11 protein-coding genes are annotated in these 16,982 nt (G+C 47.0%); 8 read left to right on the top strand and 3 right to left on the bottom strand.

Annotated features, from left to right (window positions below):
* The first annotated feature begins 15 nt into the window (after nt 1-15).
* The 4 genes from MHI52_RS04880 to MHI52_RS04895 all read left to right on the top strand — a co-directional run bounded on the left by MHI52_RS04880 (nt 16) and on the right by MHI52_RS04895 (nt 7,093).
* The gene (locus MHI52_RS04880; RefSeq protein ID WP_405158574.1) at nt 16-873 is read left to right on the top strand and encodes a MetQ/NlpA family ABC transporter substrate-binding protein; all 858 of its coding nucleotides are present in this window, start codon (nt 16-18) and stop codon (nt 871-873) included.
* A 424-nt stretch (nt 874-1,297) separates the two neighbouring features.
* Nucleotides 1,298-3,295 carry a methyl-accepting chemotaxis protein gene (locus tag MHI52_RS04885; RefSeq protein ID WP_405158575.1) on the top strand — a complete coding sequence of 666 codons (1,998 nt, stop codon included), beginning with the start codon at nt 1,298-1,300 and terminating at the stop codon, nt 3,293-3,295.
* A 71-nt stretch (nt 3,296-3,366) separates the two neighbouring features.
* Complete coding sequence (locus MHI52_RS04890) at nt 3,367-3,672, top strand: PAS domain-containing protein (protein ID WP_036672654.1); 306 nt, start codon at nt 3,367-3,369, stop codon at nt 3,670-3,672.
* A 193-nt stretch (nt 3,673-3,865) separates the two neighbouring features.
* Nucleotides 3,866-7,093 carry a response regulator gene (locus MHI52_RS04895; protein WP_405158576.1) on the top strand — a complete coding sequence of 1,076 codons (3,228 nt, stop codon included), beginning with the start codon at nt 3,866-3,868 and terminating at the stop codon, nt 7,091-7,093.
* A gap of 21 nt (nt 7,094-7,114) precedes the next feature.
* On the opposite strand, the gene MHI52_RS04900 is transcribed toward MHI52_RS04895, so the two are convergent.
* A complete protein-coding gene (locus tag MHI52_RS04900; protein WP_076253483.1) occupies nt 7,115-7,789 on the bottom strand; it encodes a response regulator transcription factor in 675 nt (224 codons plus the stop codon).
* A 134-nt stretch (nt 7,790-7,923) separates the two neighbouring features.
* Nucleotides 7,924-8,787, bottom strand: a complete 864-nt coding sequence (locus MHI52_RS04905) for a helix-turn-helix transcriptional regulator (protein WP_036672651.1) — start codon at nt 8,785-8,787, stop codon at nt 7,924-7,926.
* A gap of 138 nt (nt 8,788-8,925) precedes the next feature.
* Here MHI52_RS04905 and fabF point away from each other — a divergent pair, with 138 nt between their 5' ends.
* Nucleotides 8,926-10,164 carry a beta-ketoacyl-ACP synthase II gene (gene fabF / locus MHI52_RS04910; protein WP_076253482.1) on the top strand — a complete coding sequence of 413 codons (1,239 nt, stop codon included), beginning with the start codon at nt 8,926-8,928 and terminating at the stop codon, nt 10,162-10,164.
* A 123-nt stretch (nt 10,165-10,287) separates the two neighbouring features.
* Here fabF and MHI52_RS04915 read toward each other — a convergent pair whose 3' ends face one another.
* Nucleotides 10,288-11,517: a NarK/NasA family nitrate transporter gene (locus tag MHI52_RS04915; protein ID WP_076253512.1), complete on the bottom strand. Its 1,230-nt coding sequence runs from the start codon at nt 11,515-11,517 to the stop codon at nt 10,288-10,290.
* A gap of 428 nt (nt 11,518-11,945) precedes the next feature.
* Here MHI52_RS04915 and nirB point away from each other — a divergent pair, with 428 nt between their 5' ends.
* The 3 genes from nirB (at nt 11,946) to MHI52_RS04930 (ending at nt 16,976) form a co-directional block, all read left to right on the top strand.
* Nucleotides 11,946-14,060, top strand: coding sequence for a nitrite reductase large subunit NirB (nirB, locus tag MHI52_RS04920; RefSeq protein ID WP_405158577.1), 2,115 nt, complete (start codon nt 11,946-11,948; stop codon nt 14,058-14,060).
* 21 nt (nt 14,061-14,081) lie between these two features.
* Nucleotides 14,082-16,214 (top strand): molybdopterin oxidoreductase family protein, encoded by a 2,133-nt coding sequence (locus MHI52_RS04925; protein ID WP_405159353.1) that lies wholly within the window; start codon nt 14,082-14,084, stop codon nt 16,212-16,214.
* 342 nt (nt 16,215-16,556) lie between these two features.
* Entirely contained in the window at nt 16,557-16,976 is a 420-nt protein-coding gene (locus MHI52_RS04930; RefSeq protein ID WP_047841712.1) for a hypothetical protein, read from the top strand.
* The last annotated feature ends 6 nt before the right edge of the window (nt 16,977-16,982 follow it).

The raw sequence follows: 16,982 nt of genomic DNA on the forward strand, positions 1-16,982 counted from the left end.
AATACAGATTATACGATGAGGGGTAGACATGAAATGAAAGTGAAAATGATGCTTATGTTGCTTGCAGTAATGCTGGTTGTAGCTGCTTGTGGCAAAAAAGAAGAAACACCTGCGGCTGAAGGAACAAAAGAAGATACACAAGCTGCACAAGAAGTTACGCTGAAAGTAGCCACGTTGATTCCGCCGATGACAGATGTGCTGGATATTGTTAAACCGCTATTGAAGGAAGATGGTGTCAACCTGGAAGTTGTTGTGTTGTCAGATAACGTACAGCCGAATACGGCACTCGCGAACAAGGAAGTGGATGCAAATTTCTTCCAACACGTGCCTTACATGACCCAGTATAATGAGGCGAACAATGCCAATCTGGTGGCTGTACAGCCTATCTATAATGCCATCTATGGCGGCTACTCCAAAAAGTACAAAACGATTGAGGAATTGCCAGAAGGTGCAACGATTGCAATTGCAAACGATCCTTCCAACATTGGTCGCTCTCTTGTGATGCTGGAGCAGAACGGGTTGATTAAGCTGAAAGAGGGCGCAGGTTTTAACGCCACACAGGCAGACATCACCGAGAATACAAAGAACTTCAAGTTTGAGGAAGTGGACTTGTTGATGCTGGCTCGCATGATGGATGATGCTGATCTGGTAGCCATGACTCCGGCATATGCCAGTCCGCTCGGTCTTACACCGAAAAAGGATGCATTGTTAACCGAGAAGGATGATTCCCATTTTGCAATCACCATGGTTGCCCGTGAGGATAACAAGGACTCCGAAGCGATCCAGAAGCTGGCTAAACGCATGGCGGGTCCAGAGGTCAAAGCCTTCTTCGAAGAGAAATATGCAGATATTGCGATCCCGGCATTTAAATAGAGAATACGTTGGTCCAATGTAAATAACCTTTAGATCTGAGCGATAACGCTTGGATCTTTTTTTTTGTCGTCCGCTCGCTTATTAACAAGTATTTAGAAAGTTAACAATTTGGTCATATCCCCGGAACACTTTATTTAATAGTTTTTTCGTATAATTTGTTTGAAAATAGTTCTTTTGGATTATAAATTAAGAGATTTGTTCGAGTTTTGTAGTGTAAAGAGTGTTTTTCACAAGAAGTGAGACCTAGTTTTTTGAAAAGATGGTTTACAATCTATGAGAGCTATACAAGAGCTATATAAGTTGTATGAATCATTCAGCAATTGGCGGTTGTTCTGTCATCGGAGTGGCAAGTGTAAATAATCACTAGTTCAACTTATAAGTAGATCAAGTAAAACTAAAATTTATCTGGAAGAGGTAGAGAAATTTGTCCCGAAAAAATAGCAAATCGACCTGGTTCAACAAGATGCATAAGAACTTTAAGACCAAGCTGGTGGTGTCCTTTATTGCTTTCCTGGCCATACCTTCGTTAAGTATTGGAGTTTTATCGTATAACAGTGCAAAAGATGAAGTGGAGAAGCAAATTTTACATAGTGCGATGGAAAATGTGAACCTTGCCAGTGCAACGATAGATCTTTCAGTCAATGCCAAGCGGAACCACATTGAATATTATGCGAGTACACTCGCGGAGCAATTGCGTCAAGAAGATGCCGAGGTTCGGGTTGTGAACGAATTGAAGGGGTATGCCGCACAGAACAAAGATATCATCACCATAGGTGTAGGCACAGAGGCAGGTGTGTATCTGATGTCCTCTGATGCGGAGATGCCTGAAGATTACGATCCGCGAACAAGACCATGGTACACAGAAGCGATGGGTACTCCACAGCAGGTCATTGTTACAGACCCTTATATTTCTGCCGAGACAAAAGAGATTACCATTACGATTGCGAAGGCACTGGAAGACCAATCTGGTGTGGTCCAACTGGATCTCAATCTGGCGGACATTAGTCAATTAGTTAGCGGAATTAAAGTTGGAGAAAAGGGACATCTGATTCTGCTGGATGCCAGCGAAAAGTATATCTATCATCCGACGATGCAACCTGGAACAGATGCAACAGAAGATTTTTGGACACAAGTGTATACGAATGAATCCGGTAATTTCAACTATACCTTTGATCAGGTTGATAAGGTCATGTATTACGCCACGAATGCATCCACGGGATGGAAGGTCGCTGGCACCATGTTCTCCTCTGAAGTTGAGGATGCCGCTGCACCTATTCTGAATCGAACGATTATGGTCATCGTTTCTTGTCTTGTCATCGGAATTTTGATCATCTGGCTGGTGATGCGATCGATTGTTAAACCGATCCGTCAGTTGAAGGATCAGGCGATTCAGGTGAGCGAAGGGGATCTAACCCAGACCATAATAAGTACAAGCCATGATGAAATAGGTGAACTGAGTGAGGCTTTTGGCAAAATGCAGCACAATCTGCGTGTGTTGATTCAAAATGTGGAGAACAGCGCCAGTCAGGTAGTCATCTCATCGGATGAAATGACTCAGAGTGCGGAATCAACCAGTGCAGCCAGTGAGCAGGTAGCGCGAGCCATTCAAGAAATTGCGAGTGGTGCGGAGAAACAGACCGAAGGTATTGAACATAACCATCAGGCCATGAATGAAATTACGATTGGTATTACAAGAATCGCCGAACGTTCCATACATGTCGCTGATTTGGCGAAACATACAACCGTACAAGCAGAAGAAGGCGGCAACACCGTCAAGCAGACGGTGAGTCAGATGCAATCGATTCAAGAGACAGTAGAACAGACAAACCAATTGATTCAGGCGTTATATGAACGATCACACCAAATTTCAGCGATCACGGAGTTAATCGGAAATATAGCCAAACAGACAAACCTGCTCGCGCTGAACGCATCCATTGAAGCTGCTCGTGCAGGTACACATGGCAATGGATTCGCCGTTGTAGCAGCAGAGGTTCGCAAGTTGGCAGAGCAATCCGGGCAGTCCGTCAATGAAATCACCGTGCTGACTACGGCGGTACAGGAAGATATGGCTGCTTCCGTTCGCATGATGGAGAAGGTGACTTCAGAGGTTGGAGAGGGCATGGACATCTCTACAGAAGCGATTCGGAAGTTTGAACGTATTCTGGATAGCATGCGGGAAACGACACCTCAGATTGAAGAGATTGCTGCCACATCGCAAGAGATCACAGCAGGTGTGCAGGAAGTATCTGCTGTATCCAATGAGTTGGCAGGCATTGCGTCAGGCAACGCCGCAACTTCCGAAGAAGTGGCCGCTTCCTCAGAGGAGCAACTGGCAGCGATGGAGCAGATTTCTTCCTCGGCTCGTGGCTTGTCTACCCTGGCTGAAGAGCTGCAGCGTCTGATTAGACAGTTTAAGTATTAAACGGGATCGTAGAAGAGAGTATCATACAGGGACAGCATCACATCATGTTTCATTAGAGGGAGTGGACAACCATGCAACTGGAACTCAAAGCCTTCTTACTGCTAACGGATGCGGTCATGATTACAGATGAGGAGGGTGTGATTCTGGATGTGAATTCCGTTTATGTAACCAAAACAGGATTCTCACGGGAGAGCACCATAGGTCAGCCTGCCCGATTGTTAATGGATACCCACTGGAGAGGAAATCAGACCTGGTCCGGCGTAGCCAAACTGATGAAGGCTGATCAGGAAGTGTGGGAAGCCCAAGTTACGATTACATCGGTTCATTTGGATGATTCTCTTTTTTATATCAGCATATTTAATGATGAATTTTCATGAAAAAAAACGTTGTTTGGTGATAAGGGGATGTTAGCTGAAAGTAGTAATTATTTTCAAAAAAATGGTCAATATCGTCAATTGAATAAGGGAGCACGGCATACTATGATTTGTGTACTGAGGAACTGCGACCATGAATCTGACAACATTCATTGAATGCATGAAATCCTGAAGTCGTAATGTGGACGGTGACCATTTGCTACGCGATCTTGTATTAAATTTCACGCTAATTTTGATCTTTGTTTTCCTAATTCATCACTATCTGAACCATACAAATGCTACCCGTTCAACATCCATCACGACTCGGATCATTATTGGTATTACGCTGAGCATGTTGGGCACGGCGCTCTATTATTTCTCTATTGTGCTTGAGGATGGTACATTGTTGAATTTCCGGGCCATTGTGTATCTGCTTGCTGCTTATTTTGGTGGGAGTGGCTCTGCTTTCGTTACTTTTGCATTCATGTGGATGTTTCGGATTAATATGGGGCGTAATCCCTTGTTGGAGAACTGGCAGTATGCGTTGACAGAGTTATTATTTGTTGTAGCCATATGTCTGATCTTTAAGTATATCAGGGGATTTATACAGAAGTGGTTGTCCGGAGCGTTGCTGTTGATTACTGTGTATGAGTTTTCTGCACTAAAGACCAATTCCCCTTCTCTGCTAATGATGGGGCAGATTCTCTTTTTTCAATGTATCTGCCTGCTCTCCGTTATATTATTCCTGTATTATCTGAACCAAAATCATCGATATAGGAGATTGGTCATTCAGAGGGATCAGGAAATGCTAGAGATGCTTCGTATGCAGCCGGGTTTTACTTTTAAAATCCGAAAACACAACGGAAAATTCGAGTATCTTGTGCTTGAGGGAGAGATGCTCTCCCGACTGGGCTTGGATATGAGTAGTCTGAAGCAAGATTACAAACTGGGCACATTGGATATTTTACCTCAGGAAAAGGTAGAATTTCTGCGAAAGCAGTTTAACCGGGCATGGGAAGGGGAATCTTTTTTTTACGAGATTGAGCATGGAGGTTACTATTCGCTGGTGAACGTTCGCCCTCTGCGAGAAGAGGGTGTGGTGAAATATGTCGTGGGATATGGACTTGATATTACGGAGCACAGAGCGGTTAAACGAAGGATTCAAGAAAGTGAAGAGCGATATCGAACACTTGAGCGAGTGTCGGCAGACTGGTTTGTCGGTTTGGATAACAACAGATGTATTGTGTCAGTGAATCAGAAATTTCTGGATGTTCTCGGTCTCGGCAGGCAGGAAGTGATTGGGCGTCAGCTTGAAGAATTGTTGTTCATTGAGCAGCTGGAGAACTGGTTGTTCGTTTTCCAAAAAGCCTTACATCACAATATAGCACAGGATACGGAACTGAGTTTTATTGTTGGAGAAGGTCATGAGCAGCATGTTAGGGTTCACCTATCCCCTGTTAAAGTATTAAACTCGAGTGAGAAAATTAAGGCAGTCATTCATGACATTTCGGATCACTATAGACGTGTTAAGGCTGACAAAGCAAGCCAGGCAAAGAGTGAGTTTCTCGCATTCATGAGCCACGAGATTCGTACCCCACTGAGCGGTATTATCAACTTTTCGTTGTTGCTTCAACGGACAGATCTATCTCCACAACAAAAGGATTATTTGAGTAAAATCAATGCGTCCTCCCAAACCTTGCTTGCCCTCGTAAATGATATTCTTGATTTTTCGAAAATTGAGGCAGGCAAGCTGATGTTGGAGAAGGTCTCTTTTTCACCAGAGGATGTGATCAAACGTGTGGCAGATCAGATCGGTGTGGCCATCGGGCACAAAGATATCGAAGTGATTTTTACAACCGATCCCGATCTGCCATTAACGGTGATTGGTGATCCGTTCCGACTTGAACAGGTGTTATTGAATCTGCTCAGTAATGCGATTAAATTTACGGAGCATGGATATGTAACGTTGCAGGCAGAGGTTCTTTCATTGGAGGCGGAGCGAGTTCATGTCCGTTTTGAGGTACAGGACACGGGAATCGGAATGTCACCCGAACAATTGGAACGGCTCTTTGTCCCGTTTACTCAAGCGGAACCCTCGACGTATCGAACATATGGTGGCTCTGGTCTTGGGCTGGTCATCTGTTACCTTCTGGTCACCTCTTTGGGAGGAAGCTTGCGGGTGGATAGTGTTTTGGGAGAGTACAGTCTGTTTTCATTCGACTTGATATTTGAACTTGCAGATTCGGAAGAAGAAGAGAGTTTCTCCCTGCAGACACACCCTCTCCTATATGGTGCGAATGATGTGGTTATCATTGAAGATGATGAACGGATGGGCGCAAATCTGAAGCAACTGCTCTATTCATTCGGGATGAATTCGACGCTGTATACTTCCTTGAACCATATGATGGAAAGTGATTGGTATGTCCATCATGTAGATGGGACAAGTTCGATGTTGATCATGTTGGATATGGATGCAGAGGAGACCGTCAACGGATCGTCATGGGATAGTTTCATGAAGCGAATGAATCAAACCAAATTTCAAATGGTGGGTTATACCCATGCTTTTAGTGAAAATGCCCTGTGGAGTGAGGAGAGATCCTTTCGCCCCGATCTCTTGATGATCAAACCGATTACACGTCTGGGATTGTTCGAAGTATTACTTGCACTTCAGGGTGAAGGGCCATTGGAGAAAAACCGGATGATAGAAGGTGATGAATCCTACTTGCTTAAATCCAAAGGGCACATTCTGATCGCTGAAGATCATGAAATCAATCAACTGGCCATTAGGGCCATGCTGGAACATAACGGATTCAAGGTGACGCTGGCAGACAGTGGCACAGAGGTTTTGAAGAAATTGGACGAACAAACATGGGAACTGATTCTGATGGATCTCTATATGCCAGCTATGAACGGAATTGATGCAGCAAGGCACATTCGCAAGATGAGGAAATATGATCGTACACCTATTATTGCGATTACAGCGAATGGTTTAAAAAGGGACCATGAATTATATCTTGAAGCAGGTATGAATGCCATCCTGACTAAGCCCATACATGAACAACAGCTCGCAGACATTTTGGAAATATGGATTGATCTAAAAGGCATAAGGGAGATCAATGGAATTGATGCAGATAAGGCGATCAGACAGATGGACGGCAAGCCGCATATTCTGCAATATGCGCTCACGAAATTCAGAATGGAGTATGGCTCGTTTCAGAAAAAACTGGCGATTCAACATCAGCAACAACAGATTGCTGATGTCATTCGTAGTGTTCATTCTCTTCGAGGCGTAGCTGCGAATCTGCATGCAGTGGACCTGATGTGTGCAGTTCTCCAATTGGAATCGCTCTTGTTCCGTCCGGTGTTCAAAGAAGAGGAACTGCGTTTGGTATTGGAGAAGGTACAACAGGAAATTGATAAAATTACCAAGTCCCTGCCATGGTGATCGGAATGAAGCTGTGTTGTTTTAAGGTGTGAACTTATATCCGACCCCCCAGATGGTTTGAATGTATTGGGGGTTTTTTGGATTGTCCTCAATTTTTTTGCGAAGCTTGGTAATGTGCACATCGATGGTGCGATCATTAATGTACGCATCAATACCACGAATGGCTTCGATCAGGGCATACCGACTGTAGACTTTGCCAGGATTGAGGATAAACAGCTTCATGATCTCAAATTCGGAAAACGTCATCTCCACGCGCTGGTTATTCAACAAAACAGTTCTTCGGGCCAGATCGAGAGATATTCCGGATTCCTGTTCAGTGACAACAGAGCTGTTCAATATAGAGTAACGACGCAATACGGCCTCAATACGTGCCTTCAGCTCCTGCATGCTGAAAGGCTTACATACATAGTCATCAGCCCCGTCTGTTAATGATCGAATACGCTCAGAAACCTCGGTTAAGGAAGAGATGACAATGATGGGGATTGCCGTATGTTGGCGCATGAGAGAACTAGGATTCTTATTACCTGAATCAGGGAGCATCAAGTCAAGAAGCAGGATATCAGGCCGCGCTTGAAGCTGTAGAAGACCATCTCTTGCGTTATCGACACGGATAACATCATACCCTTCACCTTGCAAATACAAGGATAATGTATCGCCTAACATGTTGTCGTCCTCTATGATAAGCACTTTCGTCATGATATTCCTTTCTGAACCCCCTTCTTGTAGAAGGACTAAGATCCATGGATTACTTAATATACCTGATATTTAAAACATGCAACATGAGGATGTCAAGGCTCTAACATGACTCCGAGAAGGTGAGAGACTCCGATTTAATGCTTGCCAAGATGTGGATCAGCTTCACGCTCGATCAGGCGCATCAATTTGCGCTCGGTAGCGCTCTCTGGCGCAGGGGTGTAGACACTGCAACGCAGATCGGAACTACCCTGAACCTGCAACGAAGTCAGATCAAACAACATTTTGCCTGCTTTGGAATGCCTGAACTCGATTAATACGTCCGGGGCACTACTGACGCTGCTTTGTTTCCAAAGGGTATGAAAATCGGGATGTCTGTTCATCATGTCATCCAAAAATAAATTATACCATTCATCATCAACATACTGGCCATAGTAAGCACGAAAAATTGCCAGAAATCCGCTAACAAAATCCTCCCAGTTCACCGCGAGCCTGCGAAACTCCTTTCGATCAAATAACAGACTGATCATATTCCGCTGTTCGGGGGCAATCTGTTCAAAATCAATAAAAACATGCCGGGCTGCATCATTCCAGCCGACAATGTAACAACGCCGATCCGAGATCACGGTAGGACAGTGGTGAAGTTCTTGCAAAATTTTCTGCAAGGAAGGGTGAAGTTGAACCGGTTCTTCTTCCAGTGTGGGTAGCTCCGTATGATGCTCCATGGCGAGCGAAAACAGATATTTTCGTTCATCTGTAGTAAGCCTCAGTGCCGAAGCAATGTTATCCAACACGGAATGGGATACCTGAATATCCCGACCTTGTTCAAGCCAGGTATACCATGTTGTACTCACTCCTGCCAGTTGGGAAACCTCTTCTCTCCTCAGCCCAGGCGTTCTTCTCCGACTTCCAGTGGGTAAACCGACCGATTCGGGGGAAATTTTGGAACGCTGTGTTTTCAGAAAAGTGGACAATGCCTGTAACCTGACATCGTAGTTCAATCCATCACCTTCAATCCTCGTTATCATGGTAGTCATTATACTATTATAATTGACAACTTGTAATAGGATATTCAAAAGTGCACTATTAGTGGCAGAGCGTAAGAGTAAGGTAGACAACAGCGCTGAAGGAGGATGGACATGGAACGAGTCGTGATTACAGGTATGGGAGTTATCTCTCCTCTGGGAAATGATGTAGATACATTCTGGAACGGATTGATTGAGGGTAGATCAGGTGTATCACCTATAGTACATTTTGATACAGCTTCGTACAAAACCAGAATCGCAGGAGTGGTCCGTGATTTTGATGGTGAAGAGCGTTTTGGACGCAAGGAAGCAAGGCGTATGGATCGATTCGTTCAATTTGCTGTTGCTGCTACGGATCAGGCTGTATCACAATCGGGTCTTGTGATGGATGAACTGGACCGTGAACGGGTAGGTGTATATATTGGTTCAGGCATAGGTGGCATCCAGACATTGATGGAACAAGGCAAGATCCTGTCAGAACGGGGACCTGCGAGAGTCAGCCCAACACTGGTACCTATGATGATCTCCAATATGGCGGCAGCTATGGTCAGTATGAGGTTTGGTTGCTGGGGACCGACATTGTCGCCAGTAACAGCTTGTTCCATTGGCAATACAGCCATTGGAGAGGCTTTCCGGTTAATTCGTCATGGCGGAGCCGATGTCATTATTGCTGGAGGAACAGAAGCGGCTGTAACGGAAGTGTCACTGGCAAGCTTCGGTAATGCGACAGCGTTGTCTACACGAAATGAAGCGTTCCAAGCAGCCAGCCGTCCATTTGATGCAGGGAGAGACGGTTTTGTCATGGCGGAGGGTGCTGGAATTCTGGTTGTGGAATCACTGTCTCATGCTCTAGCAAGAGGGGCGAATATTCTTGCCGAAGTGATTGGATATGGTGCCAGTTCAGATGCGTATCATATGGTAGCTACCCACCCGGAAGGACGGGGTGCATATCTGGCGATGAAAGCATCACTGAAAGAAGCTCAGATTGGACCTGAGGACATTGATGTAATTAACGCCCATGCCACCAGTACGGAGGCAGGTGATCTGTCTGAGACGAGAGCCATTAAACAACTTTTCGGGACAGGTGCCTATGATATTCCGGTCACAGCGAATAAGTCCATGACGGGACATATGCTTGGTGCAGCAGGCGGTGCGGAGGCGATCTCACTTATTCAAAGTCTGCGGCATGGCATCATTCCTCCAACCATCAATCAGGAGCAGAGGGACCCCGAATGTGATCTGGATTATGTGCCAAACGAGGCAAGAAAAGCAGAGTTGCGGATTGGGATGTCTAATTCCTTTGGTTTTGGCGGTCATAATGCGGTTATTGTTCTTCAAAAGTATTCATCTTAAGCAAAAAAGCAGCTTTAAGCAGAAAAAACAGCGTAGCCCCATCGGGCTGCGCTGTTCTTTGCTTACTTCGACTTCGGGATCATCCACATACACCGTACCATTGGTTAACGGCCGAGTGGTTGCTCAGGAAGAAAGGGATGTCGATTCCGCCATGCCTTTGTTACCTCGGCTCAACCAGCTCACACGCCAGCGGGATTGCATGAAGAGAACCAGGAACAGGGAAGCTGCTGCAATCAGGCTAAGAATGACAAAACCTGGTGTATAGGATTGATAGCTGCTATACAGTTGACCGAGAATCAGCGGCAGTGCATACCCCCCCAATCCGCCAGCGGCACCCACAATACCTGTCATCAGGCCAATCTCATTGCCGAAACGTTGGGGAACCAGTTGGAACACGGAGCCATTTCCGGCTCCCAGACACATCATACCGAGGAACAACATGACTACTACAACAGGAAGCGGTGGCATGAAGGATACTCCGATTAACATGACACAAGCCCCTGTGTACAGGAATGTTAGCATGCGGGTTCCACCAATTTTGTCCGCCAGATAACCCCCTACAGGCCGGAAGAAACTGCCTGCGATTACACAGAAGGTGGTAATGTCAGCGGCACGAACTGGAGAGAGCCCATACTGGGTGTTGAAGAAGATGGTGAGATAGTTACATAATCCAACGAAGCCACCAAAGGTCACACAATAGAAGGCACAGAATACCCAAGCATCTTTTTGTTTAAGCAGACTTCCATATTGGGACAATTTCTTGGGTTCAGGCCGGTTAGGGCTATTCTTGGCAAAGATTGAAAAGAGGATGAATACAATAACGATCGGTATAATAGCAAGTCCGAACACAACTTCCCAGCTGCCAAAATGCGTAGCCAAGCGATTAGCAAACAACGTCGCGAGTACGGTTCCGCTGTTACCCGCCCCGGCAATACCCATGGCCAGACCCTGATGCTCCTTGCCATACCATTGGCCTGCCAGAGGTAGCGCAGCAGCAAAGGAGGCGCCTGCGACACCAAGCAAGAGTGCCACCACGTACAGTTGGCTTAAGGAGTCAACCCATAACCAGCCGAGTAATAAAGGAACTAAGGTGACGAGCATCCCGATCTGTGCGGTCAGTTTCGGACCAATATAATCAGACATGAAGCCAAGCACAAGGCGCAGGATGGAGCCGCCGAGAATAGGCAATGCGACCAGATTGGCCTTTTCCAGCGGAGTCATCGGATAATCCAACGCTATGACAACTGCGAGTGGACCAAGCATCCCCCATATCATAAAACTGATGTCAAAATACATAAACGCCCCGAAGAGGGTGGGCTTATGCCCGCTTTTCCAAAAACTTTTGCTCTCCATCATCCATCATCGCTCCTCATCCAATTGAGATCTTCGTGATTTGTCTATGTGCTTGTTAAGGCAGAAAAAGGCCGCAATTCGTCCAGATCTGAACGATTTGCGGCCCCGTTGCCGACAGGCGGTACACGTCATTGTGTTCCCGCATCTGAGTTGATCACAGCACTGTGATTTTGATTCAAATTATAATCAAGAGAAAATGTGTATGTCAATAAAAATTACATGATATTTTTAATAATTCATTTTTTAATCGTTATTCGCACTTTTAATGTTAATTTAGTTGACATTAGATTGAGATTCCCTTAATCTGAATCTAATATGAATCCACACAAAGGCGTGTGGATTCCGGAGGCAACGGTGCCCTTTTCCGAATCATGGAGAAGGGATTTTTCTGTTTATTTTCAGGTGAGAGAGAGATAGGGGGGCAGCCCATGAGTAGAAGCAAACTGGTGATTATCGGGAATGGCATGGCTGGAGTGAAGTGTGTCGAAGAGATTATAGCACTGGAGCCTGATACGTATGAGATTGTAATCTACGGCAATGAACCCCGTCCCAACTACAATCGGATCATGTTATCAAAAGTATTGCAGGGTGAGCATTCGTTACAGGATATCATTATCAATGATTGGACTTGGTATGCCGAGCATCATATACGGCTATGTACAGGTGAAACGGTACACCGCATTGATACCCGTGGAAAATATATAGAGACGGAATCCGGACTAAAAGAAACCTATGATGTCCTGATTCTGGCGACAGGGTCTTCACCTTTTATCCCACCGATTCCGGGAATTGATAAAGAGCGGGTCATGTCCTTCCGAACGATTGACGATTGTACGCGCATGTCTGATTATTCCAAAACCTATCGCAAGGCCGCCGTCATTGGTGGCGGATTGCTTGGGCTAGAGGCTGCGCGCGGGTTACTGCATCTGGGCATGGAAGCTGTGGTGGTCCATAACGCACCTTACATTATGAATCGGCAGTTGGATCAGAAGGCTGCCACGATGCTTCAGGAGGAACTTGAAGGGCAGGGTATGTCCTTTCTTTTGGCCAGAAATACGCAAAAAATCACCGGACGATCGCAGGCGCAGGGGCTGCTCTTCACAGATGGTTCCAAGCTTGAAGCTCAGGTTGTCATTGTCGCTGTAGGAATTCGGCCAAATGTGGACCTGGCCAGACGAAGTGGAATCGCCACCAATCGGGCAATTATGGTAGATGACTATATGCGCACCAGTGTACCGGGTATTTACGCAGTTGGGGAATGTGCTGAACATCGGGGAATTAGTTATGGTCTGGTGGCCCCCTTATACGAACAGGGGAAGGTGCTCGCACGTACACTCTGTGGACAGGAAACGCCTGAATACAAAGGATCAATTCCATACTCACAGCTGAAGGTATCGGGGGTTGATGTTTTCTCGGCAGGCGAGATCAGTGGGGAAGGCATGCAGACCGCAATTCAACATCTGGATGGCATTCAAGGCACATATAAAAAAGTACTGATGCAGGCTGGCAAAGTGCGCGGAGCCATTTTATTTGGAGATACAACCGAAGGAACGGCATTGCTTGGACTTGTGCAACGAGGCGCAGATGTGGCGGAATTGGCTCCGCGTGAAGGGGCTCCGGACCCGGCTGAGATTGCTGCTGCGGCATTACCGGCTCAGGAGACCGTATGTGCCTGCAACAATGTGACCAAGGCTGCCATTATGAAAGCTATTCAGGAACAGGGTCTCGAGACGGCAGATCAGGTGAAGGAGCAGACCAAGGCGTCAGGTTCATGCGGTGGCTGTCGCCCGATGGTGGCTGCTCTGTTGAAACATACGCATAACCTGAAAAATAACGGGGGTACTGGCGTGGTAGCCACACCAGATAAACCTGCTCCAATGCCTGTTTGCAGTTGTACGGATCTTGGGCATGCAGAGTTAAAGGGAATACTGGCTGACATCAATGTTCTGGAGACAGGGCTACCAGACATATCTTTGATCTTGCAGAAGCTGGGTTGGGGTTCGGAACATGGCTGCGCGGTATGTCGCCCCGTAATTCATTATTACTTACAGGTATCCGGTGGAACGATGGTTGTTCGAGAGATCGAAGGTCACTCAGAGGTTCAGGTGCGCTGGGATGATCAGATCCCGCTTTCATCCTATGCAAGAGATGCCAGGGGGCTGGCTGCACAGCTTCGTGCGAGTTGGATCGGCGCTGCAATGCCGTCGCCGGTGAATATGGGAGTTGCACCAGGGCCGGGATCATTGGTGAGCGCACTGGTGCAGGATATTGGCTTGCTGGCTTCACCAGCTGGATGGGAGATCTACGCAGGCGGTCATGCAGAGCATCCGGTCAAACAAGGTGGCTTGATTGGGGTGGCTGAAACAGAGGTGCAAGCGGCCACACTTGCATCAGCCTGCCTTCAATGGTATCGCCAAACCGCTTGGTATGATGAGCCGTTATGGGCATGGACGGAACGATTGGGATTCATGTCGATTCGGGAAACGCTGCTGGATGACCAGTTACAGAAGGAACTTGCAGCTACACTTCAAGCTGATATATAGATGAAAGGCGGGGATGAAAAGATGGGATTATCCGTGAGTTCAGAACCAACAGCCTCCAAGCTCCATGTAAAGGAAACCCAGTGTCCGTATTGCAGTGTGCAGTGCAAGATGACTGTTGAAGAACTGGCTGCACCTGTTGCAGGCCAGCGTCGTGGTGAGTATACGGTTCAGGGTGTTCCGAATGAAGCCTCTCAGGGCAGGTTGTGTGTGAAGGGCATGAATGCGCATCAACATGCGCTCAGTGGTCAACGATTAATGCATCCGCTCATTCGTCGTAATGGCGAGCTTGAACCCTGTTCCTGGAAGGAGGCCATTCAGACCATCGCAGAGCGGTTTCAGGACTTGAGGGATTTATACGGAGCAGATACGGTCGGAGTCTACGGAGGCGGATCTTTGACCAATGAGACAGCCTACCTGCTCGGAAAATTTGCCCGGGTTGCATTGGGGACAAAGTATATCGACTATAATGGACGGTTCTGCATGTCAGCTGCGGCTTCAGCTGGAAGTAAAGTGTTCGGGATAGATCGTGGATTGACGTTCCGACTGTCTGATATTCCCAAGGCAGGTTGTATAGTACTCGCAGGTACCAATATTGCAGAATGCCAACCTACCCTGTTGCCCTACTTCAATCAGGCCAAGGAGAACGGGGCGTTCATTATCGTTATTGATCCACGCAAGACGGCAACCGCTGCCATTGCCGACCTTCATTTGCAGGTGAAGCCTGGCATGGATGCTCTGCTGGCGGATAGCATGTTGAAGGTGATTATGGATGCCGGATTGGTGAAGCCTCATTTTATAGACAAACGAACGCATGGTTACGATCAATTGATACAAGGGTTGGCTGATCTGCAACTCGAACAGGCGGCACAAACGTGCGGGGTTGATCTGGCGCTGATTCGTCAGGCAGCGATGGCCTATGGTGAGGCAGAGACAGGCATGATCATGACAGCACGTGGTGTGGAGCAGCAGACGGATGGGCATATGGCCGTTAGACACTTTTTGAACCTGGTGCTGGCGACTGGCAAAATTGGTAGAGAAGGCTGTGGATATGGTGCCATCACAGGTCAAGGCAATGGGCAGGGCGGACGGGAGCATGGGCAGAAGGCTGACCAGCTGCCGGGCTATCGATCCATTGAAAATGAAGCCGATCGTGCCTATGTGGCATCCGTCTGGGGCGTGGAACCTGCAAGTTTGCCAGGCAAAGGGGTATCCGCCTACGAGATGATGGAGAAGGTCCATGATCAGGAGATTCGGGCGTTGCTTGTAATGGGCTCCAACCCGGTCGTATCCAACCCCAATGTGCGTTTGGTGGAAGAAGGTCTGCGCAAGCTGGACTTTCTGATCGTGGCAGATATGTTCCTGTCGGAGACAGCACGCATGGCTGATCTGATTCTGCCGGTTACATCTTATATGGAGAATGAAGGTACACTGACCAATCTGGAGGGGCGTGTTCTGCTCCGTGAACAGGGGCGGCCTGCACCGGGAGAAACGCTTGATGATTGGGATATATTATGCCGGATTGCCGCGCAATTGGGTAAAGCTTCTTACTTTGAATATGACACTGCTGAGGATATCTTTAATGAGCTTCGGGTGGCGAGCCGCGGCGGAGTCGCTGATTACTATGGCATTACCTATGAGCGTTTGCGTAACGAGAAAGGGGTATACTGGCCGTGTTCTGCCCTCGAAGATCAGGGAGAAGGACTGCTGTTCGGTGAACGATTCGCTCACCCGGATGGCAAAGCGGCGTTCACATTTGAATCCAGCCCGGGCTGGAATGATATATCTTCGGAGTTCCCCTTAATTCTCACCAATGGGCGTGTGCTGCCTCATTATCTTACAGGGGTGCAGACACATCGAAGTCCGGCACTGGCAGCTCGTGAATTGGAGAACTTTGTTGAACTTCACCCGGCTACCGCTGCCCGTTATCGTATTCACGATGGAGAGTGGGTAGAGATTCAATCGACGTACGGAAGCTTCACGGTTCGTTCGCGTATCAAAGATTCGATTCGGGAGGATACCTTGTTCGTGCCGATGCATTGGGGCGGCATTCAGAATGTGAATCGGGCCACCAGACCAGAGCTGGATCCGTTCTGCCGGATGCCTGGGTTCAAGACAGCAGCTGTAACCATTCGACCGTTGCGTCTGGCGAGATGATTCATACAGGTTTCAGTTTATAAAGGTTCTCAGGCATCATAAGCTGTTCTAATGGTAGCTTAGCAGCTGCACAGTCCATATTTATATGACACTGTGCGGCTTTTTTTGCGTATATGTACGCAAGTAGGCCCTAGTTCCGTGGTTCCACGTAAACATGAGGATTGGCTCATGAATATGGATTGAATTTTAGTTATGATGTTCATTAGGGGTACATATGTACGTATTTTATATTTTATTTAGAGACAGATAATCATTTCGAGTTTAGGTTATTCCGCATCGTGGTATAGATATCGGGGCTTATGGAAGCTTCTTCAAATAGAGCAGGACAAGGGAGGTAATGCAGTGAATGTATGGATAACGGTAAAAAGTCTGGGCAAGCGCAAGCCGGTACTTGCCAAGCAAGCTGCCGAACTTCCGGAAACAACTCATACGTTAAGGCAGCTCATTGAGAACATGGTGGCTCTACAAGTAAAAGCTCTTCAGGACAAGAAACAACAGGCAGAATTGCTCGCCTACCTGATGCCGGATGAGATTGAGACACAAGGAGCGGTGGGGAAAGTTGGGTTTGGCGCAGTATACAATGAGGGTGTTCCTGATCTGAATGTTGCGATGGAGACAGCTATAACCGCCTATGAGGATGGGTTATATAAAGTATTTCTCAACGATGAAGAATTGCAGGAGCTGGATGAGTCGCTTGTTGTAAAAGACGGAGATAACGTGGTGTTTATTCGTTTTACAATGCTAGCCGGGCGTCTGTGGTAGAGAACG

The organism is Paenibacillus sp. FSL H8-0283, assembly GCF_045040675.1.
Lineage (GTDB): Bacteria > Bacillota > Bacilli > Paenibacillales > Paenibacillaceae > Paenibacillus > Paenibacillus amylolyticus.

Bases quoted from the DNA above. Each gene is read 5' to 3' on its own strand.
- MHI52_RS04880 (WP_405158574.1), top strand. From the start codon at position 16: ATGAGGGGTAGACATGAAATGAAAGTGAAAATGATGCTTATGTTGCTT.
- MHI52_RS04890 (WP_036672654.1), top strand. From the start codon at position 3,367: ATGCAACTGGAACTCAAAGCCTTCTTACTGCTAACGGATGCGGTCATG.
- MHI52_RS04900 (WP_076253483.1), bottom strand. From the start codon at position 7,789: ATGACGAAAGTGCTTATCATAGAGGACGACAACATGTTAGGCGATACA.
- fabF (WP_076253482.1), top strand. From the start codon at position 8,926: ATGGAACGAGTCGTGATTACAGGTATGGGAGTTATCTCTCCTCTGGGA.
- MHI52_RS04915 (WP_076253512.1), bottom strand. From the start codon at position 11,517: ATGGAGAGCAAAAGTTTTTGGAAAAGCGGGCATAAGCCCACCCTCTTC.
- nirB (WP_405158577.1), top strand. From the start codon at position 11,946: ATGAGTAGAAGCAAACTGGTGATTATCGGGAATGGCATGGCTGGAGTG.
- MHI52_RS04925 (WP_405159353.1), top strand. From the start codon at position 14,082: ATGGGATTATCCGTGAGTTCAGAACCAACAGCCTCCAAGCTCCATGTA.